Source organism: Sphingomonas kyeonggiensis (genome assembly GCF_030812785.1).
Lineage (GTDB): Bacteria > Pseudomonadota > Alphaproteobacteria > Sphingomonadales > Sphingomonadaceae > Sphingomonas > Sphingomonas kyeonggiensis_B.
Map to the genome: position 1 here is coordinate 1,527,199 of NZ_JAUSTJ010000001.1, position 23,440 is coordinate 1,550,638.

Here is a 23,440-nt window from a genome sequence, read left to right on the forward strand (position 1 = left end):
AGATGCGCCGCAGTGCAGCGACGAATGTTTCTTGCCGTGTTCCAAGAAATTACGCAGCATCCTTCCAGATAAAGACTTGGGAGGACTGGATGTCGGCACTGTATCTTGGTCTTGCGGTGGTTTGCGTGGTCGGGGTTTCGGCCTGTCTGGGAGGCATGTACCTCATCCTACGGAGCACCCCGGCGGTGCGGCGACCCGACGAAGCCTGAGTCTTCGGGGCATGAAAAACCCGGCCGGTCGCAAGGACCGGCCGGGTTTTTCTTTGCCCGTAGCTTGGCTTAGCGGCCGAGCAGCACGCGGGCCTGGCCGGCGATCTGGGCGAGCATCGCGGCATTGGGCACCGCCGACTGGCGCGCGCGGCGGACCAGGGCGGCGAACTGCTCGACCCGGCCGGCATTGGCGGCGAGCCAGGCATCGACCGCTTCCTGCGGCACGCCCTTCTGGCCGCGGCTGAGGAAGTCGAGCCGGATCTGCTGGAAGTCGCGGGCGAGGCCGGCGATCAGCAGCCGCTCCCACACATCGCCGGTGGTGATGCGCGCGGCCGTCGACTGGGCCCAGTCGAGCCCGAGCGCCTGGCCGAGCGAAGTGAAGGCGCGGGTGAGCGGGGTAACCTCGACGCCGAGGCGGACGCTGAGATCGGCCAGGCCGACCGCGCCGTCCAGCTCGAACAGCTTGACCACTTTGGCGACCAGCTCGCTGGGCGCGCCGGCGGCTTCGAGCCGCGACGAGATGCGGTTCGACTGCGCCTTGACCTCGTCCAACAGGAGCCCCTTGGCAGCCTTGTCGAGTGCATCGATGCCGGGCTTGAGGCGGGCGATCACCTCGGCCGGGCTGGCGCCCGGCGGGGTGACGCGCAGCAGGTCAGCGACCTGGCCGCGCACCGCGACCGCCATCTCGTCGAGCAACGCGATGCGCGCGCCTTCGGAGATCGCCGCGGTCTCGACCGCTTCCCACAAGGCGGGCAGGCAGAACAGCCGCTCGGCGACGACGAACATCGCCGCGATATCGGCCATCGCCGCGCCTTCCTCCTCGGCCAACTCGAACGGGTGGAGCACGCCGAGGCGGTTCACCACGCGGTTGGCGAGCTTGGTGGCGACGATCTCGCCGCGCAGGCGATGTTCTTCGATCGCCTTGCCGAAGCGCGCCTGCATCGCCTTGGGGAAGGCATTGCACAGGTCGCTCTCCAGCGCCGGATCCTGGCCGAGCGCGGTGTGCTCGATCGCGTCCTGCAGCGCCAGCTTGGTCGAGGCGAGCAGCACGGCGAGCTCGGGGCGGGTGAGGCCGCGCTTGTCCTGGGCGCGGCGCAGCAGCTCCTCGTTGCCGGCCAGCCCCTCGACCGCGCGGTCGAGCCGGCCCGAGCCTTCGAGGATCTCGATGACGCGGACATAGGAAGGCAGCGCGACATAGCCGTCATTCTCCATGAAGGAGAGCGCGAGCGTCTGGAGGCGGTTGTCCTCGAGCACCAGGTGCGCGACGTCGTCGGTCATCGAGACGAGGAGCTGGTTGCGATCCTCGAACTCCAGCCGGCCCTCGATCATCTCGCGGTTGAGCGCGATCTTGATGTTGACCTCATTGTCCGAGCAGTCGACGCCCGCCGAATTGTCGATGAAGTCGGTGTTGATGCGGCCGCCGAGCGAGGCGAAGGCGATGCGCGCAGCCTGGGTGACGCCCAGGTTGGCGCCTTCGCCCACGGCCTTGCAGCGCAGCTGCTCGGCATTGACGCGGAGGCGGTCATTGGCCGGATCGCCGACATCACCGTGGCTCTCGGAAGCAGCCTTGATGTAGGTGCCGATGCCGCCGAACCAGAGCAGCCCGACCTGGGCCTTGAGGATCGCCGAGATCAGCGAGGTCGGGTCGATCTCGGCGACGTCGAGGCCGAGCAGCGCCTGGACTTCGGGCGAAAGCGGGATCGACTTCTCGGTGCGCGGGAAGACGCCGCCGCCCTTGGAGATCAGCGCGGGGTTGTAATCCGCCCAGCTCGACCGGGGCAGCGCGAACATGCGGTCGCGCTCCTTCCACGATGCTGCCGGATCGGGATCGGGATCGAGGAAGATGTGGCGGTGGTCGAAGGCGGCGACCAGCTTGATCGACTTGCTGAGCAGCATGCCGTTGCCGAACACGTCGCCCGACATGTCGCCGCAGCCGGCGACGGTGACCGGCTCGGACTGGATGTCGGTGCCCATCTCGAGGAAGTGGCGGCGGACCGAGACCCAGGCGCCCTTGGCGGTGATGCCCATCGCCTTATGGTCATAGCCGACCGAACCACCGCTGGCGAAAGCGTCGCCCAGCCAGAAGTTGCGCTCGATCGCGATCGCATTGGCGACGTCGGAGAAGGTCGCGGTGCCCTTGTCGGCGGCGACGACGAAATAGGGATCGTCCCCGTCGAGGATGCGGACGCTGTCCGGATGGACGACGGTGCCCGAGACGATGTTGTCGGTGATCGACAACAGGGTGCGGATGAAGATGCGGTAGCTCTCGGTGCCCTCGGCGAACCAGGCGTCGCGGTCCACGGTGGGCGAGGGGAGCTGCTTGGGATAGAAGCCGCCCTTGGCGCCGGTCGGCACGATCACTGCGTTCTTCACGCGCTGCGCCTTCATCAGGCCGAGGATCTCGGTGCGGAAGTCGTCGCGGCGATCGGACCAGCGCAGGCCGCCGCGCGCGACCGGGCCGGCGCGCAGGTGGATGCCCTCGACGCGCGGGCTGTAGACCCAGATCTCGCGCCAGGGGAGCGGCTGGGGCAGGCCCGGCACCTTGGCGGAGTCGAGCTTGAAGGCCAGCGCCTCCTTGGCGGCGGGGGCATAGGCGTTGGTGCGCAGGGTCGCCAGGACGACGCCGCGGATGGTGCGCAGGATGCGGTCGTCGTCGATCGCCTGGACCTGGGCGAGGCCGGTCTCGATCGCGGCGGATGCCGCCTCGATGGCCGCTTCGTCGCCGGCGCGCGCCGGATTGTGCGCGGCGTCGAAGCGCTCGATCAGTGCATTGGCGACCTTGGGCGCGCGACGCAGCGCGTCGACCACCGTCGCCATGCCGAAGTTCATGCCGGTCTGGCGCAGATAGCGGAACCAGGCGCGGAACAGGATCACCGAGGCGGGCTTCATGCCGCTCTCGACGATCAGCCGGTTGAACGCGTCATTCTCGGCATTGCCCTCGAGTACCGCGGCGAGCGCTTCCTCGATCACCGAGACGTCGCCGCTCAGGCCGGTGGCGGCCACGGCGAAATCATGGACGAAGGCGCCGCCGCTGAGCGCGGTCGGCACTTCCTCGATCACGCGGAAGCCGAAATTCTCGAACGCCGGCACCGCGTCGGACAGCGCCAGCGCGCCGTCCTGGGCGTAGAGCTTCACGCGATATTCGCCGGGCTTGCCGTCGATCGCGGTGATCCGCGCCGAGCGGTCGCCGGGGCCTTCGAGCTTGGCGAAGCAGAGGATGTCGCGCGCCGCCTCTTCGGGGGTGCTGGTGGTGCGATAGGCGGGCGGGAAAGCCTGGGCGTAGCGCAGCGCGAGCCGTGTCGCGCCGGTCGGCCCGGTATCCTCCATCAAGGCGGCTTCCACCGCCGGCACCCAGCCGCGCATCATCCGCTCGAGCTGGCGGTCGAGCGCCTCGGCATCGGGCATGGTGCCGCCGGCGCGCAGATCGAGCGTGTAGCGCAGCAGTGCCACTTCGCCGTCTTCCAGCGCGATCGACCAGTTGATGATCTTGGCGTGGCTCGCATCGGCGAGCAGCTCGCCCACCGCCTCGCGCCGGGTGGTGGTAACTTCGTCGCGCGGCAGCCAGACGAACGCGAACAAATGGCGGCCGAGCAGGCTCTTGACCAGCGCGAGCTTGGAGCGCGGCCGATCGGCGACCGACATCGAGGTGAGCACGAGATGCTCGAGCGAATCGGCATCGAACGCGGTGGTGAGGTCGTGCGGCAGCGCGGTGAGCGCGTGCGCCATCGCCTTGCCGGTATGGCCCTTGGGATCGAAGCCGAACTTGCGCTCCAGCCCTTCCAGCCGCGCGCGCAGCACCGGCACTTCGTCGGGATCGGCGAACAGCGCGGCGCTGGTCCACAGGCCGGCATGGATCGACAGGCCGGTCACGTCGCTGCCGGTGGTGATCGGCACCGCGACGATGTCGAGCGGCACGCGGCGGTGGACCGGCGAGATCGAATTGGACTTGAGCAGCAGCGGCGCCTCGCCGCCCTTCTTGAAATAGTCGATCGCGGCCTTGCGCGAGGCCTCGGCGAGGATCGGCGTGTCGAGTTCGTGCCGGGCGAGGCCGAGCTGATCGGACACGTCGCCATTGGTACGCCAGGTCTCGTGGCCGAGCAGCGTCATCGCGCCTTCCTGGAACCAGCGGAGCAGCTTCGCACCTTCGCGCGAGCCGATCGTGGCGGCATCCGCGCCCATCGCGCCCTGCAGCGCGCGCCAGTCGTGCACGGCGTCGCGAACCTGGGCGAGGGTGCGCTCCAGCTCGACGACCAGGCTGCGGCGCGCGCGCGCATCGGCACGGTCCATCTCGATATAGATCATCGATTCGCGCTTGCCGGCGCCGATCGATTCGAGCTTGCCCGATGCCTCGCGCTCGACGGCGATGACGGGATGGATGATGCGGTGAACGGCAACGCCGTAGGTCGCGATCGCGCCCGAGATCGAATCGACGAGGAAGGGCATGTCGTCATTGACGACGGCGAGCCGCATCCGGCGGCTCTCCTCGCCCTGGAAGGTCTCCAGCGCGACCTTCGCGGTATCCGGCGGCCGGATGGCGGCGGCTTCCGCGACGAAATTCGCCGCCTCCGCGCGCTCGGCCTCGCCGAAATCTTCCAACTCTCCCGGCAGCGCTCCCTCGAGCAACCGCGCTTCGAACGCCTGCGTCAGCGACGTCATCATGCTTTTCATGAGAGTGAGGCCTACGCCTCTGCGGTGACCGGCTCAAGACTCTCGCGCAAGAAAATTACAATTTTGCGGAGAATGACCGGAAGGCGCACGAAAGTGTCGGGGTGGTTACCGTCATCCCCGCGAAAGCGGGGACCCATCTCGCGGCCTATCCGCGAGTACGGCAGGCATATTCGTTGCGCGCACAGGAGACAGGCCCCCGCTTTCGCGGGGGTGACGACGGGAACTGCGATGCAGGCAGGCTCAGGCCGCGGCCTTGCGTACCGCGCGTTCGGTGAGCGGGCTGTCCTCGACCCGGGCGACGATATCGAGGCCCTTCTTGCCGGCGCGGGCGAGCAGCACGACGAACTCGCTGTTCGTCGGCATGTCGACCGTGATGTCGATATGGGCGAGCGGCGGGCGGCTGCGCAGCTCGGCGGCGATCTGGGCGAAGGTGTCGGGCTTCGGCGCCGGGCGGCGATATTCGCGCTCGGCCTTCACCACGCCCTTGATCCCGCCCTCGGCCGAATCGAGGAATGCGTCGAGCCCGCCCTGCGGCACGTCTGCGCGCTTTGCATGGCTGAGCACCGCGGCGAATTCGGTGACGCGGGTCTTGTCGTAATCGGCGCCGAAGACGAGCTTCACGGCCGGGGTCATCGGCGCGCGGGCCTGGACGGTGAGGCCGGCATCGGCGAGCAGCTCGGCATAGGTCTCGCCATCCTCGTCGGCGGCGAGCGCGAAATCATAGGCGCGGGCGAGGGCGCGGTAGAGCGCCGAGCGGCTGCGCGTGTCCGATGCACGGGCGGCAGCGGCCGATTCGCGGGCGAGCAGCAGCTTGTCGGCCAGGCTGGCATCGGCGCGGACCGGCGATTCGGCGGGCGTCTCCTCGGCCGGGGCGCTGGGCGCGAAGCCGGCGCTGGGGCCGTCGGCCCAGACCGGGGCGGCGACCAGACTGCGCGGCGCGGTGCGGCGGGCTTCCTCGACTTCGGCTTCCAGCTTGGCCTGGGTCTCGGCGTCGACCAGCTCCTTCCAGTTGATCACGCCATAGATGAAGTCGATCGTGTCCTCATCGGAGGAGAAGGGCATCAGGATGCCGCGATAGAGCGTGTTGTGCCCACGCGTGCCGACGAACTCGGCCTCGAAGCCGATCGGCGCGCGATTCGCGATGATCTGCAGATAATGGTCGGTCAGGCGCGAGAGCAGCGAGCGGCTGGGCACCTGGGCGACATGGGTGATCGAAGTGTCGAGCCCGGTCTCCTCGCGCAGCGCGCGGCCGAGGAAGCGAATCGCCGGATCGTCGACGCCCTTGGAGAAGTCGAGCAGCACGCTGTGCGCGCCGAAATCCATGATGTTGTCCGGATCAAGATCCTCGATCGACGGATAGGCGCGGCCGTGGAGCAGCGAGACCCAGTGGTTGTAGGCGCGCACGTGCATGCGGCGCTCGTCGGTGCCGATTTCGAGCGGGCGATCGTTGACGGCCTCGTCCGGCTCTCCTCGCGGGTTCGAGTCGAGCGGGTGATTGCTGCCGCGCGCCATGTCCATGCCAGATGCTCCACTCGGGGCGAACGCGCCCCCTTATTTGTAGAACGGCTTGTGCACGCCCTGTGGTAAACGACGCGTAAAGGCGGTGCTTTTACGGAGGTTTTGGCGGCAAGGGTTTCGCAACGCTTGTCAGCTACAAAACATGCTGGTAAGCGCGCCGCTCCTTCGGGGGTGGAAGCACTTCCGTTCGGTTGGCCGCCTTAGCTCAGCTGGTAGAGCATCGCATTCGTAATGCGGGGGTCACAGGTTCGAGTCCTGTAGGCGGCACCATTTTCCATACAGCGTTGGAACAAGGACGGGCAGCACCGCACGGTCGCGAGCGTCAGGCCGGGACGCGTCGCGGGGAGAGCGCCTCGATGATGCGGCAATCGGCGATCGTCGGCCCCTTGCAGCCTTCCAGGCGGCGGACCAGCTCTTCCCGCAGTGCCTGCAGGTCCGCCAGCTTGCGGTCGATCTCGGCGACATGGGCGATCGTGATCGCGTCCACCTCGCTGCAGGGCGCGTCGCGGTCGTCGGCCAGCCGCAGCAGCGTCCGCACCTGGTCCAGCGTGAAACCGAGATCGCGCGAGCGGCGGATGAAGGACAGCCGGTCGAGATGCGGCTGCTCGTAGATCCGGTAGTTGCCGCCGTTGCGCGCGGGCGCCGGGATCAGCCCCTCCGCCTCGTAATAGCGGATCGTCTCCACCTTGGTGCCGGTGGCGCGGGCCAGGTCGCCGATCTTCATCCTTGACCCTCTAGTCACTTCAGGGTGCACGGGTCGAGCCCGAAGCGCCGACTCAGGGGATGCCGATGGCCGATGATTGCCGCGCGATGACATTGCGATCCTCAGCGGCTATGCCGGGGGCGATGCTGCGACGCGCATGGGTCTTGCTCCTTTGCCTGCTGGCGTCGTCGCTGATGGCGACGGCGACCGTGCACGCGCAGGAGAACTATGGTGCGACCCCGGCCAGCTGCGAGGGCGCCGCGCACGTCGAAGGCGATGCCGATCAGGTTCCCGCCGATGGCGACCAGCCCTTCCCGCATCATCATGCCACCTGCCACGGGCACAGCCTGTCCGCCCCCACTGCTTCCCCGGCCTTCCTTCTGGTGACGAACAGGGGCGAGAGGCCCAGCGCGTCCAGCATGTCCCGGCTTGCGAAGCGCATGATCGATCCCGCCCTGGAGCCTCCGCGCGCCTGACCCTCGGGCCCTCGCGCCCGTCGTCAATTTTCAAGGCTCGCTCGGCGCGACTCTCCGCCGATCCAGGGAAGAAACCATGCAACGCATCTTTGCGGCATTGCCGCTCCTGTTCACGCTCGCCGCCTGTGGGGGCGAGGGAAATCCGTCCGGCGCTCCGGAAAACCACGCCGAGGCCGAGGCCGGCCACATGGCGGAAGGCGTCGTCACCCTGACGCCGCAGCAGATCGCGACGGCGGGCATCGAACTCGTTCGGCCGACCCTCGGCGGCGCCGGCGGCGCGATCGAGGCCCCCGCCATGATCGAAAGCGATCCCGACCTGACCCGCGTGGTCGCTGCCCCGATCGAGGGCCGGGTCGTCGCGCTCACCCGCAACCTTGGCGATCAGGTCCGGCGCGGCGAGACGCTGGCGGTCCTCGAAAGCCGCGAGGCTGCGTCGATGCAGGCGGAGGTCGAGAAGGCGGTCTCGCGGCTGAAGCTGGCCCGCGCCACGCTCGACCGCGACGAAGCGCTCTACAAGCGCGGGTTCCGGCCCCTGCGCGAAGTCCAGATCTCGCGCGCCGATTTCGAACAGGCCGAAACCGGGCTGCGGCTCGCCCGGCAGCAGCTCGCCGCTTCGGGCGTGCGCGGCACCAGCCTCAACCGGATCGTCGTCGCTGCACCGATCTCGGGCCGGATCGTCGCCCGGAGCGCTTCGCTGGGGCAGGTGTTCATGGCCGATGCGGCCGAGACCGAGCTGTTCCGCATCGCCGATACCGGCCGGCTGAGCGTCACCCTGTCGCTCTCCGCGGCGGATGCCGCGCGCGTCAAGCCGGGCGCCCCGGTGGAGGTCAGCGCAACCGGCCGGCGTGCGACCGCCAGCATCCGCTTCGTATCGCCCGCGCTCGATCCGCAGACCCGGCTGGTGCGGGCCATCGCCCGGCTCGACAATCGCAGCGGGACGTGGCGCGTCGGCGAGACGGTCAATGCCGCCGTCCAGCTTCCCGGCGGGGGCGGCGACGGCGCGCTGCGCGTGCCGACCACCGCGGTGCAGACCGTCGAAGGCAAGGCGATGGTGTTCGTCCGCACCGATAGCGGCTTCCGCGCCACGCCCGTCACGCTGGGGCGGCAGGATGGTGCCGCGGTGGTCGTGACCGGGGGCCTCACCGGGCGCGAGCAGATCGCCGCGACCAACAGCTTCACCCTGAAGTCCGCGCTCGGTGCCGCCGAAGCCGGGCATGAGGACTGAGCGATGATCGGCAAGCTCGTCAGCTGGGCCGTCGACAAGCGCTGGCTTGTCCTGTTGCTCACCGCCGTCGCCGCGATCATCGGAGCCGCCAGCCTGTGGCGCCTGCCGATCGACGCCGTGCCCGATATCACCAACAACCAGGTGCAGGTGAACGTCCTCGCGCCTGCCCTGTCGCCCGAGCTGATCGAGAAGCAGGTCGCCTTTCCGATCGAGACGGCGCTGGCCGGGATCAAGGGGCTGGAGAACACCCGCTCACTGAGCCGCAACGGCTTCGCGCAGGTGACCGCGGTATTCAGCGATTCGACCGACATCTATTTCGCCAGGGCGCAGGTGCAGGAGCGCCTGACCGCGGCGCAGGAGACGCTGCCCGCGGGCGTCAGGCCCGAGATGGGGCCGATCGCGACCGGCCTGGGCGAGGTCTATATCTGGACGCTGCGCTATGCCGAGCGCGGCCATGCCCAGCACCGCCCCGGCGAACCGGGCCTGCAGCCCGACGGCAGCTATATCACGCCCGAGGGCGACCGGCTGGCGAACGAGGCCGACAAGGCGACCTATCTCCACACCGTGCAGGACTGGATCGTCGCGCCGCAGGTGAAGGCGGTGGACGGCGTGGCGGGCGTCGATTCGCTCGGCGGCTATGAGAAGGAATATCTCGTCGTCCCCGATGCGCAGCGGCTGGCGGGGCTCCGGCTCTCGCTCGCCGATCTCGCGGCGGCGCTGGAGCGCAACAACGTCGCCACCGGCGGCGGCACGGTCAACCGGAACGGCGAGGGGCTGGCGGTGCGTGCCGATGCCCGCATCCGCAGCCTTGCCCAGCTGCGCGACCGGGTGATCGCCACTCGTGACGGCGTGCCGATCACGCTCGGGCAGGTCGCGGAGGTGCGGCTCGGCCAGGGCGTCCGCATGGGCTCGGGATCGGAGAATGCGAAGGAAGTCGTCACCGGCACCGCGATCATGCGGATCGGCGAGAACAGCCGCACGGTTTCCTCGGGCGTCGATGCCAAGCTCAAGACGATCGGGTCCGCACTGCCGCGGGACATCGTGATCGAGCCGGTGCTCGACCGGACCAAGCTGGTCGATGCGACCATCGCCACCGTCGCGCGCAATCTCTCCGAGGGCGCGCTGCTGGTGATCGCGGTGCTGTTCCTGCTGCTCGGAAACCTGCGCGCGGCGCTGATCGCGGCGCTGGTCATTCCGATCACCATGCTGATGACGAGCTTCGGGATGCTCCGTGTCGGCGTATCGGCGAACCTGATGAGCCTCGGCGCGCTCGATTTCGGGCTGATCGTCGATGGCGCGGTGATCATCGTCGAGAATGCGCTGCGGCGCATCGCCGATCGCCAGCATGCCGAGGGCCGGGCGCTCACGCTGCCGGAGCGGCTCGAGGTGATTGCCGCCGCCGCCCGCGAGATGATCCGTCCCTCGGTCTATGGGCAGGCGATCGTCATCCTCGTCTATGTGCCGCTGCTCACCCTGAGCGGGGTCGAGGGGCGGACCTTCGAGCCGATGGCGCTCACCGTGATCATCGCGCTGGCCTGCGCCTTCCTGCTTTCGATCACCTTCGTGCCGGCGGCGATCGCCTGCCTGTTGTCGCGGCCGGTCGCGGAGAAGGAGAACCGTATCCTCGCCTGGCTGCGCCGGCGCTACGAGCCGGGGCTGGACCGTGCGCTGCGCTGGCCGAAGCTGGTGATCGGTATCGCGATCGGCGCGGCGGCGCTCGGTGGGCTGGCCTTCACCACCCTGGGCCAGGAGTTCCTCCCCCAGCTCGATGAGGGCGATGTGCTGGTCTCGGCCTTCCGCGTGCCGGGCACCTCGGTCGAGCAGAGCCAGGCGATGCAGTTCCAGATCGAGCGCGCGTTGCGTGGCATGCCCGAGATCCGGACGGTGTTCTCGCGCACCGGCACCGCGGAGGTCGCCTCCGATCCGATGCCGCCCAACGCCACCGACACCTTCATCATGCTCAAGGACCGCAAGGACTGGCCCAACCCGTCGGAGCCGAAATCTTCGGTGGTCGAGCGGATCGAGGCGCGGCTCGCGAGCGTCCCCGGCCATGCCTATGAAGTCACCCAGCCGATCCAGATGCGCTTCAACGAGCTGATCGCGGGTGTCCGCTCGGACGTTGCCGTGAAGGTGTTCGGCGAGGACTTTGCCGAGATGAACGCCACCGCGGCGAAGATCGCCGCGGTGCTGCGCCGCACGCCGGGGGCACAAGATGTGAAGGTGGAGCAGACCGAGGGCCTGCCGATGCTCGACATCGCCTATGCCCAGGACCGCGCCTCGGTGGTGGGCGTCAGCGCCCAGGATGTGGCCGATACCGTCGCCATCGCCGTGGGCGGCCGCGAAGCGGGCAGGATCTTCGAGGGGGATCGCAGTTTCCCCGTCATGATCCGCCTGGACGATGCCAGCCGCGCCAATCTTGAGACGCTGGGGCAGACTCCGGTGCCAACGCCCGGGGGCGGCTTCGTGCCGCTTGCCTCGGTCGCCGATATCCGGCTGGTCGATGGGCCGAACCAGATCAGCCGCGAGAACGGCAAGCGCCGCGTGGTGGTACAGGCCAATGTCCGCGGCCGCGACGTTGCCGGCGTCGTCGCCGATGCCCGTGCGGCGATCGGGCGTGAGGTGCAGCTGCCGGCGGGTACCTGGCTGGAATGGGGCGGGCAGTTCGAGAACCTCGCCTCCGCGCGCGACCGGCTGATGCTGGTGGTGCCCGGCTGCTTCGCGCTGATCCTGCTGCTGCTGTTCGGGGCACTGGGCAATCTCCGCGATGCCGCGATCGTGTTCACCGGGGTTCCGCTGGCGCTTGTCGGTGGTGTGCTTGCCCTGCTGCTGCGCGGCATGCCGTTCTCGATCTCCGCTGCGGTGGGGCTGATCGCCCTGTCCGGCATCGCCGTGCTCAACGGACTGGTGATGCTGACCGCGATCCAGCAGCTCGTCGCCGAAGGACGCGATCGCGCGACGGCGGCGCGGGAGGGGGCGCTCGCCCGCCTGCGGCCGGTGGCGATGACCGCGCTGGTGGCGAGCCTGGGCTTCGTGCCGATGGCGCTCGGCCATGGCGCGGGTGCCGAGGTACAGAAGCCGCTGGCGACCGTTGTGATCGGGGGGCTGATCAGCGCGACGCTGCTGACCCTGTTCGTGCTGCCGACACTCTACGCGAGATTCGGCCAGGGGCGACGACGAGCAGGTGATTGAGGTGTGGCGCGGGTGGTGGTGCGTTCATTTCAGCCCTGATGTGCCACTACCCATGTCCCGGCGCCGGACCAAGAGGCCGAGCTCGATCTCGGCAAGCCCACCACGTTCGGCGTCTCCTGTACTAGCGCCTATGGTACGCACGCGACCGGGCACGGCGGAGGTGTGTCGATCAACCTATGGTTCGAAAGCAAGCCATCTCCGGATCCGGTCGACAACGCGTCCGACAGCGGTGGATAGGTCCGGATTTGCGCAGCGCAATAAAATGATCCCAAAATGTTTTCGGGGATGTTGACAGCGGATTGGGTCCCCCGTAGAGGCGCTCGCCTACCCCGTGCCCAGATGGCGGAATTGGTAGACGCACCAGCTTCAGGTGCTGGCGCTCGCAAGGGCGTGGAGGTTCGAGTCCTCTTCTGGGCACCATTTTCCCCGTCCGGTGACGTCCATGAGCGTCGCGTAAGCGGCTGGGGAAAAACGCTTTTTTCAAATATCTTTCCGACGAGATTTGGGCGGGTCCGCCGAGATACCACCAATTTTGGTGGTATAAATCGGCCGTGGATTCGCCCGTTTTCGGACGGAGATACCACCATGGCACTTACCGCACTTGCCATCAGAAACGCCCAGCCCAAAGCGAAGCAATACAAGCTCGGCGACGGGCGTTCCCTCTTCCTCCTGGTGATGCCGAACGGCGCCAAATACTGGCGCTTCCGCTATCGCTTTCTCGACAAGCAGAAGGTTCTCGCGATCGGCGTATGGCCCGAGGTCAGCCTGGCCGATGCTCGCGCCAAGCGCGACTCCGCGCGCAGGATGATCGACGACGGCGTCGATCCGATGGTCGAGAAGAAGCGCCGGAAGCTTCGCGCCCAGATTGACGCGAACGTCACCTTCAAGGGCGTCGCTGAGGAATGGTTCGTTAAGATCACGCGAGAAGAGCGCGCCGAGGTGACGCTCAGCAAGGTCCGCTGGCTGCTGGAGAAGGTCTATCCGTTTCTCGGCCACCTCCCGCTTCATGAGATAGAGGTGCAGGAGGTGCTCGCCGTCCTGCGCAAGATCGAGGCGACGGGCCATTACGAAAGCGCGCGCCGTATGCGCAGCGTGATCAGCCGCGTGTTTCGCTATGGCATCGCCACCGGACGGGCGAAGGTTGATGTCGCGCGCGACCTGCGCGGGGCGATCATCGTTCCCAAGACCAAGCACTTCGCCGCGATCACCCGCCCCAAGGAAGTCGGGCAGCTTCTGCGCGACATCGACGATAGCGCGGGCAGCGCGATCACGAGGTTCGCCCTTCGCATGACGCCGCACGTCTTCGTGCGCCCTGGGGAGCTGCGCCGGGCCGAATGGAGCGAGTTCGACCTCGAGCGTGCGGTGTGGTCGATCCCGGCCGAGAAGATGAAGATGCGTTGGCCGCATCAGGTGCCGCTTTCGCGCCAGGTGCTCGACCTGCTCGACGAGATTCGGCCGCTGACCGGCCATAGCCCTTATGTGTTCCCGGCACTTCATACCTGGAAGCGCCCGATGTCTGAGAATACCGTCACGTTCGCGTTGCGGCGTATGGGCTACAGCGGCGACCAGATGACTGCGCACGGCTTCCGCGCCATGGCGGCAACGCTGCTGAACGAGATGGGACTATGGAACCCCGACGCGATCGAACGGCAGCTCGCCCACTTGGAGAATAACGGCGTGCGACGCGCCTATGCGCGAGGCCAGTACTGGGAGGAGCGCGTGCGCATGATGCAGCACTGGTCGGACTATCTCGACCAGCTTCGGGGCAGCGATGACGGCGGTACGTTTGCCGACGACAGCAAAGTGGTCACGGTCGATTTTGGTGGTCGATCGAGGCGATCATCGCGATGAGCAAGCAGATTTCGCCGTCGGTGCGAGCCGACGGCGGCTTCGCGCCCCAATCTCGGACGTTCGGCTTGACAGCCGACAAACCCGAAAGCCGTCTTTGTTTAGGCGATGGCTGAAAGGCCCGTGGCCTACTGCCGCCTAACCTGTTTGATGGCCCGTCTTTGCGGGCTGCGGTTTTCAGGTCAGCGCGCCTAAGTTACGCTACCGATCACATACGCACCAAATCATACAGGCTGAGTGAGTGCGCAGGCCGGTGTCGTGGCGAACGCTAAAGGTCAGTCGACCCATTATCGGCGACCCGCTGCCGCGCCAATGCCAGCACAATCTCACGCAACTGCCGAGCCCGCGTCAGCTTCATGCATACTGGCTCGTATCTTCGCACTTCAGCTCGACCTCCACGGGGGAATCGCATTAATCTGCAGCAAGTTCGCCAAATCGACGGACCCTTGGTGCGGCACCGCCGGTTGAACCTCCGACAATCAGGAGCGGGCACATGGCGACGAATACCAGGCAAAGCGGCGATGGCGGCGAGACACACCAGATCGCCGGTGACGGCACGGAGGTGCTCACCACCAATCAGGGCATTGCGGTTTCCGATAACCAGAACAGCCTGAGGGCGGGCCTGCGCGGCCCGACGCTACTGGAGGATTTCGTCCTTCGCGAGAAAATCTTCCACTTCGATCATGAACGTATTCCCGAACGCATCGTCCACGCCCGCGGCACCGGTGCGCATGGCTTTTTCGAAGCGACCGACGATATCTCGGACCTGTCCAAGGCAGCGCTGTTCACCAAAGGCGAGAAGACCGAGGTCTTTGTGCGCTTCTCGACCGTCGCCGGTGGCGCGGGATCGGTCGATACGCCGCGTGACGTCCGTGGCTTCGCGGTCAAATTCTACACGCGCGAAGGCAATTGGGACCTGGTTGGCAACAACATCCCGGTCTTCTTCATCCAGGACGCGATCAAGTTTCCCGACCTCATCCATTCGGTGAAGATGGAGGCGGACCGCGCCTATCCGCAGGCCGGCTCCGCGCACGACACCTTCTGGGACTTCGCGTCGTTGATACCCGAGACGACGCACATGCTGTTCTGGGCGATGTCCGACCGCACCTTGCCGCGCTCGCTCCGGATGATGGAGGGCTTCGGCATCCACACCTTCCTGCTGGTCAATGCAGCCGGCAAGGCCAGTTTCGTCAAGTTCCACTGGAAGCCGAAGCTCGGGATCCAGTCGACGATCTGGGACGAGGCGCTCAAGCTTCAGGCCGCCGACAACGACTATCACCGTCGTGACCTGTTCGAAGCTATCGACACGGGTGATTTTCCCGAATGGGAGCTCGGCATCCAGGTGTTCGATCAGGCATTCGCCGATGCCCAGCCCTATGACGTACTGGACTCCACCAAGCTGATCCCCGAGGATGATATTCCCGTGCGGATCATCGGGCGGATGGTGCTCGATCGGAACGTCGATAACTTCTTCGCCGAGACCGAACAGGTCGCCTTCTGCCCCGGCAACATCGTGCCCGGCATCGATTTCTCCAACGATCCGCTGCTGCAGGGGCGCCTGTTCAGCTATCTCGACACGCAGAAATCGCGGCTTGGCACCGCCAATTTCCACCAGATCCCGGTCAATGCGCCCCGCTGCCCGATGGCGAACTTCCAGCGCGATGGCATGATGCAGATGGCGGTGCCCAAGGGGCGCGCCAACTACGAGCCCAACAGCCTTGCGGCGCATGGCGAGGAAGGCGGGCCGCGCGAATGTCCCGCCAGCGGTTTCGCCACCAGCACCGCGCCTACCGGCCGGGACGAGACAGGCGACAAGCTGCGCGTACGGAGCGAATTGTTCGCCGACCATTACAGCCAGGCACGGATGTTCCTCGCCTCACAGACCGAAAGCGAGCAGGCGCATATCGCCTCGTCCTTCGTGTTCGAACTCTCCAAGGTCGGGTTGCTCGACCAAGTACCGGGCCGGATGGTCGCCAATCTTCGCAATGTCGATGAAGCGTTCGCCAAACGGGTGGCTGACGGTCTCGGTATCCCGCTGCCGCCAAAGGCCACGGCCGCGCGCGAACCGGTTGAGATCGCGCCGTCCGATGCGCTGTCGATCCAAAAGAACATGAAGGACACGCTCGAAGGCCGCGCGATCGGCGTGCTGATCGCAGACGGTACCGACGCCGCCGACCTGAGCACGCTCATCGGCGCGATCGAGAAGGCCAAAGCCAAGGCCGTGATCGTCGCACCCAAGGTGGGCGGCGCGACCTTGTCCGACGGCAAAGTGCAGAAGGCCGACGGGCAACTCGCAGGGACGCCATCGCAGATCTTCGACGCGGTGGCGGTGGTGCTTTCGGAAGAAGGTTGCGCGGCACTGATGAACGAAGGTGCGGCAGTCGAATGGGTGATGAACGCCTTCGGTCACCTGAAGGCCATCGGCGCCAGCGACGCGGCAAAGCCGCTGCTCGACAAGGCCGGTATTGAGCCCGACGATGGCGTTACCGGCTTGGATGACGGGTTCGTGCCAGCCGCAGCAAAACGCTTCTACGCTCGCGAGCCGGGTCTCAGAACGCTCGCATAACGAAGCGCCGACGCTGCGATCGAAGCAGGTGGAAATGATACGGGCGGGCAAAGGGTTCGCCCGCCCGTATCACGAGGCGTCTTTGCAGTTTGCGATCAGACCGTGACGTCGGTCATCGTGGTAAGCTCCGGCTTCGGCAGCCCACTCGCCTTATAGGTGGCGAGCAACTCGGTCTTGCGGGCGAGCAGCTGTTCGCCCAGCGCGTCCATATCCAGCCCGGCCTTGCGCGCCTGGGCGAACATGCCTTCCATGCGCTGCTCTTCCTCGCCGACATGGTGCTCGATCTGCTCGGACAGCACCTTCACCTTGGCATCGTAGAAATCGTCACTCGGCGCGCCGGCTTCGATTTCGGCAATTAGCACCTTGGCGCCGTCATGCTCGACATAGGCTTCCTTGAGCAGGTCTTCCTCGATCTTGCCCTCGCAGGCCGGGTAGAAGATTTCCTCCTCGATCTTCGCATGGACGGTCAGCTCCATGCAGATCTGCATCGCGATCTTCTGCTTCTTGCCGTCGCCCGAAGCTCCTTCGTACTGCTCGAACAACGCTTCCACGGTACGGTGATCGGCCTTGAGAAGGGCGATTGCATCTTTCTTGGTGTCAGCCATGTTATTTCTCCTGAGACGAAGATCAAACAGGATGAAAAGAATATACGTTCCAAGAAATTTCCTGTTGCGAGTCGTTAGCATCTCATAGGGATCGCAATTATCTATTTGACTGATCTGGATCATTATTTTCAATTGCAGGCTTATCGACTAGCCACATTACTAATCTGAACCAGCAGTTTTCCTACGCTGCCACCGGTCCATCAGCTGGAGTGACGGGGTCACCGTGATCCCGTGCAGCAGGATCGAGGCGAGCACCACCGCACCGACCGTCGCCCAAAGGCGGCGCGGATCGGGGAAATTCGCGTGGTTTAGGGCGAAGGCCAGATAGTAGATCGATCCCATGCCGCGGATGCCGAAGAAGGAAATCACCAGCTTCTCCCGCCAAGGCAATCTCGTCCCCGCCAGGCCGATCATGCCCGCCACGGGCCGCGCGACGAGCAGAACTCCGGCCACGAAAAGCAGCATCGGCCAATCGAACGGCGCGAGCAGCCCGCTATAGGTCACGATGCCGCCGAACAGGACCAGCAACGACATCATCAGCAGCCGCTCCGCCTCTTCGGCAAAGCCATGGAGCCGCTCCTGATAGTCATGGTCCCGGCTCGCGTTGCGCAAGGCGAGTGCCGAGACGAAGACCGCCAGGAAGCCGTAACCGCCTAGCATCTCGACCACGCCATAGGCGAGGAAGGTGGCGGCCAGCGCGACGAAGCCGTCGCCAGTGCGGGAGATGTTGGCGCGGTTGGGAAGGTGGAAGGTAAGATAGCCCAGCCCCCGCCCGATCGCATAACCGGCGGCCACGCCGAGCAAGGTCTTCCAGAGCAGGTCGCGTGCCAGCCAGGTGAGAGCATCTCCCGCACCGAAGCTCGCCGCGCTCAGCGCGATCGCCAGATAGACGAACGGAAATGCCAGGCCGTCGTTGAGACCGGCTTCCGAAGTTAGAGCGAAGCGCGCTTCGTCCTCGCCGCCTTCCCCGGGACCATTCACCTGGACGTCGCTCGCCAGCACCGGGTCGGTGGGTGCCAGCACCGCGGCGATCAGGAGCGCGGCAGCAAGGCCGAGACCCAATATCCCCGAGGCGAGACCGGCAACGATCAGCATGGTGATCGGCATGGCGATGCCCAGCAACCGCCAGGTCAGCGCCCAGCGGCGCAGGCCAATCAGCCGGTCGATCTTGAGACCCGCGCCCATCAGCGAAACGATAACGACCAGCTCGCTCAGCCGCTGTACCGTCACCGGGAAGGCAAGCGGGTGGACTGCGAAAGGGCGCAGCGCCGGAAGTGCGAACAGTGCTGCGCCGGTGGCAACGCAAAGGATGGGAAGCGACAGCGGCATCTTGCGCAGCAGCATCGGCAACCACGCTGTCATCAGCACCAGCACACCGACCCCTGCGATCAACTGGATGTAGAGGTCGTGCGGTGGCTGCATGGAAGCTCCTTCCGGCGCGATCAGCGCATCAACCCGGCTGCCCTCAGCGCTTCCTCGATTATCCGCCCGACTCCCGTGCCGGTATCTGCCTTGTCGAGCTGCCTACCCTCTATCCTGGCGGTTTCCCGGACCCGAGAAGGCGCGCGTGCGGCCCCGGTCCCGATCAGCCCCCAGAAGCGCGCGATATGGCGCGTGGAGGATATGCCGGCTTCCAGCATATAAGGTCCCGGCACTCCGCAGGCGTCGGAGCCCGAGGTGCTGAGCGGCGTGCCATGCCCGAGCCCGGCAATGCGATATTCCTCGATCACTTCGCGGCCTGCGGCGTCCCGCCAGAGGCGATGGGTATGGCCTTCGACGGCATCGGTTTCGCAGGGAGACTCTGCAACGCCGTGCAGCCGGCGCCACTGCTCGAGGATGAGCGCGGCATTTGCGGGGCTGACCGTCATGTCGCTGATGCCGTGCCATATCGAAATACTTGGCCATCGGCCGGCATGGGCGGACGCCGCCGTCACCAGCGCTCCCAGCGCGGCCCCGCTCGGACCGCCCTGCGCGCGCATGCGGTCCAGAGCCTGTGGGATCGACTCCGCGGTGCCATAGGGCAGACCGGCGATGATAGCGCCGCCGGCGAAGACCTCCGGATAGGTCGCCAGCATCACCGAGGTCATCGCACCGCCGGCGGAGAGGCCGGTCACGAAGACGCGAGCCGGATCAAGCCGGTGTGTGGCGATCATCGCCGCCACCATCTGGCGGATCGACAGCGCCTCGCCGGCGTCACGCCGGGTGTGGTCCCGGCTGAACCAGTTGAAGCAAAGGTTCGCGTTATTGGCGCGCCGCTGCTCAGGGAAGAGCACCGCAAAACCCTGTTCGTCGGCCAGTTGGGACCAGCCCGAGCCGCGATCATATGCGGCGGCATCCTGGGTGCAGCCGTGCATCACGACGACGAGCGCTGCATTTTCTCCCAGGCTCGCCGGCACATGGCAAAAGGCTCGCAGTGCGCCGGGGTTGGACCCGAAGTCGCGCAGTTCCGTGAGCCGGCTCGCACCCGTCGGGATGATATTCTGCCCGGCGCGCAACGCATTGAGGTGCTTTATCGTGTCGTTCAGGGGTCGCATTTGGCGTTCTCCTGGCCACGGCGGAAGCCCTGACAATGCAGCAACCGTCCCTGGCCAGGCCAATTGCTGCAGCGCACAATATCAGGCCGACTGTGGCCGGGCACAACCCATGCTGGCTGAGAAACTGCGATTTACCGGGGTCGGGGTGGCGTAACCGCCATTGGCACCCCACATAACTTGTATCGCACCGCCTGCCATGAGCCTGGGTGCGACTGAGAGTTCATGCTCCCGCTCTGACGTGGAGCACCTCCATGCAGATTTTCCTGATAGTTGCGCCCAGCGCCGAGCACGCGCGACCAAGCGGCGCGCCTCCTTGCCCAAGCCCTGGCACCCCGACGCAAATGCGTCCGCGGCCTCGCTTGTCCATTCGCTTCACACGCATCTGAAACCGTCAGGAAGGAACTTTGCATGGCCAAGGGTCAACGCCGAAGCAACAAAGAGGCTCGAAAGCCCAAAAAGGTCGCGGCGCCGAAACTGGTGCCGGTCAGCGCAGCCTTGAAAGGCACACCGCTGGTGCAGCCTCTCAAGAAATCGTGATGCCAGACAGCGTCGCCTCCTCAAGCGGAAAGACCGATCCATGCAACCGACTGCCATTTTCTGCCGCGCGGAAGAGGCGCGCCAGCGCGCCCTGGCCGGCACAGCCAAGCTCGAGAACGTAAAGCGCATTGCGATTGTGGCAGCAGCCGCATGGGCAAAGGAAGGCGCTGCCGCCGAACATCGCGAGGCCCGCAAGCTGCGCTCTCAGGAAATCGCCCGGGCTGGGGTGATGAAGGACGAACCGGCGTTCATGGAAGATCGCAACTTGAGCGAAAATCCGGATCGCGCCCTCTATAATCGCGAATTTGCATAGGGATATATCTGGTGTAGCCATTGTAATGCCAACCAGATCGACCATCTTAGACTAGCTGTCGTCGCTTGCGACGGAAATTGATGCCTTCGGGCGGATCTTCCTTTTCTCGCTTCCTGGCTCGGATTGCATTTGCGGTCCGGCACTTCATTTTTGCGAAAGGAACAGATCATGCCTGTCGGCACCGTTAAATTCTTCAATAGCAGCAAGGGCTATGGCTTCATTTCTCCCGAGGACGGTGGAAATGACAGCTTCGTGCATATCAGCGCCGTCGAACGCGCCGGCATGACGACGCTCCAGCAAAGCCAGCGCCTCTCCTATGAGGTGGAATCGGATCAGCGCGGAAAGACGTCGGCAGTGAACCTGCAGGAAGTCTGATGCCGCAGTGCGGCAGCCCGGAATTCGGTCTGCCGCACACTGCTCGCGCTAGCCAGCAAGGGTGAGCGTGTATGCGCCTGCACATCTCCCACACCACAAGCTACACCTATCGCGATCCGGTCGTGCTGCTGCCGCATCGCGTGATGTTGAGCCCGCGAGCCTCCCCGGTCCTCAACCCGATCGTCACCCAGCTTCACTGCACGCCTGCCGCCGAACTGGCATGGACACAGGATGTGTTCGGCAATTTGATCGCCACCGCATCCTTCTCGCACCTGGCCACCCGGCTCGAAATCCACAGCCTGCTGGTGGTCGAGCAGACCGCCGATGCCTGGCCCATTTTCAATATCGCACCGCACGCGCATAGCTACCCCTTCCGCTATTCCGAAGAGGAACAAAGCGATTTGGGTGGGCTGCTGGCGCCGGTCCATCCCGATCCTGGCGGCCGCCTGGCGATCTGGGCTCGCGCATTGGTTCGCTCCGACCCCACCGACACGCTGGCCCTGCTTCAGGATGTGAGCGCCGCCAGCCGGAACGGCGTCGCCTATGCCGCGCGCGAATCGGAAGGGACGCAGCTTCCCGGCGCCACGCTCGATCTGGGATCGGGCTCCTGCCGGGACATCGCCATGCTCTTCATCGAAGCGGTGCGGCACCTGGGCTTCGCCGCCCGCGCAGTGTCCGGCTATATCTTTGACCCGCTGACAGATGACCCCGGCGGAGGGGAGCGCCAGCACGGCGCAACCCATGCCTGGGCAGAAGTCTATCTACCCTGTGCCGGATGGATCGCCTTCGATCCAACCAACGGCCGCATGGGAGAGGCCAATCTAGTGCCCACCGCAGTCGGACGCGACATCGCCCGTCTGCGCCCCGTGGAAGGGCATTATCTCGGCCCGGCTGCAGCTTTTCTCGGCATGACGGTGGAGGTCATGGTTTCCGCCGATCCCCTGCAAAGCACTGCGAGCAACCCAGGAGGTGCATGATGGAACCCAGACTGATCGCCGCCTACAGCCTGATGCTGGTCATCACCCTGCTGGTCGCAGGTTTCATCGCGTACCGCATCTATCATGGGCGTGCCCGTTCCTATCACCGGCGGTTGCGGAAAGAAGCACGGATCCATGCGGGGCGCCACCGCGGCGAGCCACACCCTTGATCCGCGCGGTCGATTAGCGCTCCGAGATCACGACGCGGACAATAGAGCTTCGGTACGCATCGCCGCGAGTTGCGCCGTCAACTGCCGCAGGACGCGTGCGCGATGTTGGTAGGTGTTATGCCGGACGCCCATCCGCCCGGCGACATAATCCCGCGAGAAGGAGGCAGACATGTCGCGAAGGCTTGCTTCCAGTGCATCGGCTTCCAACTGGAGGGCCGTCGGATCGGTCGAACGCGTTGGTGTTCGCATATTCGCGCCCGTAATCGGCGGGTAGATGCTCATGGTTTGTCTCCGTCACTGAGCGGGAGCGCGAAGCATCTCTCGGTCGCGGCCGGGCTCGTGGCAGGTGGCGCGATAATCCTGATATGGGGGCTGCGGCCGGATTACCAATGGATGCCGATACTGTGGCTAACATTCTGACGGAAAAGCCCTAGCCCGCGACCGCTCCTCATGCTGCCGGCAAGTATTCCGGCACGCATCATGGCCAGGCAAGGCGAATGCATGTACAAAGCGCGGATCGTCGACTCATCCGCTTCGCAAGCGCGCGACGCCCGAGAGAAATTCAATTGCTCCCGCTTGCCCACGGGAGAAATCATGTGTCGACCAATTCCATATTCTGCGAACTGAAGCGGCCCCATGCCGCGGTCACTGACCTGCCTGCAGATGTTTCGGAAGCACTTCTCAGCGTCTCCGCCGCAAACGATAGCGGCCGCCCGGAGGCGGACGGACAATGCTATTTCGAAATCTATCGTGCCGATGAGGTGCGTCTTACCTCCATCCTGATGGCGGGCGGCGACTGGCGGTGGCAATTTCGCTCGGGATCCGGTGCGCTGCTGGCGACCTGTGCCGGCTATACGAGCGAACAGGAATGCACCACGGCCGTAGTGGCTCTTCGCAGCGGCGCCGGTAGCGCGACGATCCTGGGCGGAAGAGGTGCCAGTCTGGGATTTAGCTGACTTGGAGTGACCATACCGGGCCGCCCAGGATCATCAGGCCTGTGCATCCGCCCACGCCACCATGGAGGCAGCTCGGTTCCGTTCATCGTTCTGGCGGCTTCCTGTCCCGCGCGGCCGACGCGAGCCGCCTGTTACAAACCAACTCTGCTTCGCCGAGAAGTAGGGCGGATACAGTCAAGAAGCTTGAAAGGAAGCCTCCATGTCCCGCGCGTTGAACATTGATGCCACCGTTGCCGATGTAACGGCGATGTCGGCCAAACATGCCGCCGTCATCAGTGCAATCGAGCCGTTGCTGCCGCGGGGAACCCACGTCGTCTTCATGAACGCCAAAGATGCAGCCACTATGGCGCAAGCCTATGGCTCGCGCGTCCTCAGTGGAGCGGTTAAGCGTGCCCCTTGGGCGTCGCGCCGAGACATTTAATCCCGCCCCATCTCAAGACCGGTGGATTACGGAAATGCGCATCATTTGATTATATTTAATATGATAATTGTGATATGCTGTACCCATAAAGGGCGACTCGCCGGGCAACCTTGACTTGAGATCATCGTGCTCCGTTTTCACGGGAGCGTG

Annotated in this window: 19 protein-coding genes and 2 tRNA genes; 14 read left to right on the forward strand and 7 right to left on the reverse strand. The window is 65.6% G+C overall.

All coding sequences use genetic code 11. The features are described 5' to 3' along the window. Positions 1 to 278 precede the first annotated feature (278 nt). Positions 279 to 4,877 (reverse strand): NAD-glutamate dehydrogenase, encoded by a 4,599-nt coding sequence (locus tag J2W22_RS07575; protein ID WP_307117642.1) that lies wholly within the window; start codon positions 4,875 to 4,877, stop codon positions 279 to 281. Between the two features lie 240 nt (positions 4,878 to 5,117). Further along, complete coding sequence (locus J2W22_RS07580; RefSeq protein ID WP_307117643.1) at positions 5,118 to 6,395, reverse strand: PAS domain-containing protein; 1,278 nt, start codon at positions 6,393 to 6,395, stop codon at positions 5,118 to 5,120. A gap of 194 nt (positions 6,396 to 6,589) precedes the next feature. Here J2W22_RS07580 and J2W22_RS07585 point away from each other — a divergent pair. Further along, positions 6,590 to 6,665, forward strand: a tRNA-Thr gene (locus J2W22_RS07585). Between the two features lie 52 nt (positions 6,666 to 6,717). On the opposite strand, the gene J2W22_RS07590 is transcribed toward J2W22_RS07585, so the two are convergent. Next, on the reverse strand, positions 6,718 to 7,119 hold the full coding sequence (locus J2W22_RS07590) for a MerR family transcriptional regulator (RefSeq protein ID WP_307117644.1): 402 nt from the start codon (positions 7,117 to 7,119) through the stop codon (positions 6,718 to 6,720). A gap of 65 nt (positions 7,120 to 7,184) precedes the next feature. On the opposite strand from J2W22_RS07590, the gene J2W22_RS07595 reads away from it, so the two are divergent. From J2W22_RS07595 to J2W22_RS07620, 6 genes are all read left to right on the forward strand, one after another. Beyond that, entirely contained in the window at positions 7,185 to 7,574 is a 390-nt protein-coding gene (locus J2W22_RS07595; RefSeq protein WP_307117645.1) for a hypothetical protein, read from the forward strand. A gap of 76 nt (positions 7,575 to 7,650) precedes the next feature. After that, on the forward strand, positions 7,651 to 8,799 hold the full coding sequence (locus tag J2W22_RS07600; RefSeq protein WP_307117646.1) for an efflux RND transporter periplasmic adaptor subunit: 1,149 nt from the start codon (positions 7,651 to 7,653) through the stop codon (positions 8,797 to 8,799). Between the two features lie 3 nt (positions 8,800 to 8,802). After that, a complete protein-coding gene (locus tag J2W22_RS07605; RefSeq protein WP_307117647.1) occupies positions 8,803 to 11,988 on the forward strand; it encodes an efflux RND transporter permease subunit in 3,186 nt (1,061 codons plus the stop codon). A 333-nt stretch (positions 11,989 to 12,321) separates the two neighbouring features. Continuing rightward, positions 12,322 to 12,408, forward strand: a tRNA-Leu gene (locus J2W22_RS07610). A 165-nt stretch (positions 12,409 to 12,573) separates the two neighbouring features. Further along, on the forward strand, positions 12,574 to 13,839 hold the full coding sequence (locus J2W22_RS07615; protein ID WP_269574007.1) for a tyrosine-type recombinase/integrase: 1,266 nt from the start codon (positions 12,574 to 12,576) through the stop codon (positions 13,837 to 13,839). A gap of 490 nt (positions 13,840 to 14,329) precedes the next feature. Continuing rightward, complete coding sequence (locus tag J2W22_RS07620; protein WP_269574008.1) at positions 14,330 to 16,402, forward strand: catalase; 2,073 nt, start codon at positions 14,330 to 14,332, stop codon at positions 16,400 to 16,402. A gap of 95 nt (positions 16,403 to 16,497) precedes the next feature. Here J2W22_RS07620 and J2W22_RS07625 read toward each other — a convergent pair whose 3' ends face one another. From J2W22_RS07625 to J2W22_RS07635, 3 genes are all read right to left on the reverse strand, one after another. After that, positions 16,498 to 17,007 carry a hemerythrin domain-containing protein gene (locus tag J2W22_RS07625; RefSeq protein ID WP_307117648.1) on the reverse strand — a complete coding sequence of 170 codons (510 nt, stop codon included), beginning with the start codon at positions 17,005 to 17,007 and terminating at the stop codon, positions 16,498 to 16,500. 159 nt (positions 17,008 to 17,166) lie between these two features. After that, entirely contained in the window at positions 17,167 to 18,429 is a 1,263-nt protein-coding gene (locus tag J2W22_RS07630) for a cation:proton antiporter (RefSeq protein WP_269574010.1), read from the reverse strand. A 20-nt stretch (positions 18,430 to 18,449) separates the two neighbouring features. Continuing rightward, on the reverse strand, positions 18,450 to 19,541 hold the full coding sequence (locus J2W22_RS07635; RefSeq protein WP_269574011.1) for an extracellular catalytic domain type 1 short-chain-length polyhydroxyalkanoate depolymerase: 1,092 nt from the start codon (positions 19,539 to 19,541) through the stop codon (positions 18,450 to 18,452). A gap of 408 nt (positions 19,542 to 19,949) precedes the next feature. On the opposite strand from J2W22_RS07635, the gene J2W22_RS07640 reads away from it, so the two are divergent. The 5 genes from J2W22_RS07640 to J2W22_RS07660 all read left to right on the forward strand — a co-directional run bounded on the left by J2W22_RS07640 (position 19,950) and on the right by J2W22_RS07660 (position 21,913). Beyond that, positions 19,950 to 20,078: a hypothetical protein gene (locus J2W22_RS07640; protein WP_269574012.1), complete on the forward strand. Its 129-nt coding sequence runs from the start codon at positions 19,950 to 19,952 to the stop codon at positions 20,076 to 20,078. Between the two features lie 40 nt (positions 20,079 to 20,118). After that, on the forward strand, positions 20,119 to 20,391 hold the full coding sequence (locus J2W22_RS07645) for a hypothetical protein (protein WP_269574013.1): 273 nt from the start codon (positions 20,119 to 20,121) through the stop codon (positions 20,389 to 20,391). 168 nt (positions 20,392 to 20,559) lie between these two features. Then, on the forward strand, positions 20,560 to 20,766 hold the full coding sequence (locus tag J2W22_RS07650) for a cold-shock protein (RefSeq protein ID WP_269574014.1): 207 nt from the start codon (positions 20,560 to 20,562) through the stop codon (positions 20,764 to 20,766). Between the two features lie 71 nt (positions 20,767 to 20,837). Then, positions 20,838 to 21,743, forward strand: a complete 906-nt coding sequence (locus J2W22_RS07655; protein WP_269574015.1) for a transglutaminase family protein — start codon at positions 20,838 to 20,840, stop codon at positions 21,741 to 21,743. After that, positions 21,743 to 21,913, forward strand: coding sequence for a hypothetical protein (locus tag J2W22_RS07660; protein WP_184000639.1), 171 nt, complete (start codon positions 21,743 to 21,745; stop codon positions 21,911 to 21,913). Before J2W22_RS07655 ends, J2W22_RS07660 begins: the two co-directional genes overlap by 1 nt. A gap of 27 nt (positions 21,914 to 21,940) precedes the next feature. Here the strand turns inward: J2W22_RS07660 and J2W22_RS07665 are convergent, their stop codons facing one another. Further along, positions 21,941 to 22,195: a hypothetical protein gene (locus J2W22_RS07665; RefSeq protein WP_184000638.1), complete on the reverse strand. Its 255-nt coding sequence runs from the start codon at positions 22,193 to 22,195 to the stop codon at positions 21,941 to 21,943. Positions 22,196 to 22,509: 314 nt separating this feature from the next. Between J2W22_RS07665 and J2W22_RS07670 the strand changes: the two genes are divergently transcribed. Both J2W22_RS07670 and J2W22_RS07675 read left to right on the forward strand, forming a co-directional pair. Then, entirely contained in the window at positions 22,510 to 22,869 is a 360-nt protein-coding gene (locus tag J2W22_RS07670; RefSeq protein ID WP_269574016.1) for a hypothetical protein, read from the forward strand. 199 nt (positions 22,870 to 23,068) lie between these two features. Then, positions 23,069 to 23,290 (forward strand): hypothetical protein, encoded by a 222-nt coding sequence (locus J2W22_RS07675; RefSeq protein WP_269574017.1) that lies wholly within the window; start codon positions 23,069 to 23,071, stop codon positions 23,288 to 23,290. The last annotated feature ends 150 nt before the right edge of the window (positions 23,291 to 23,440 follow it).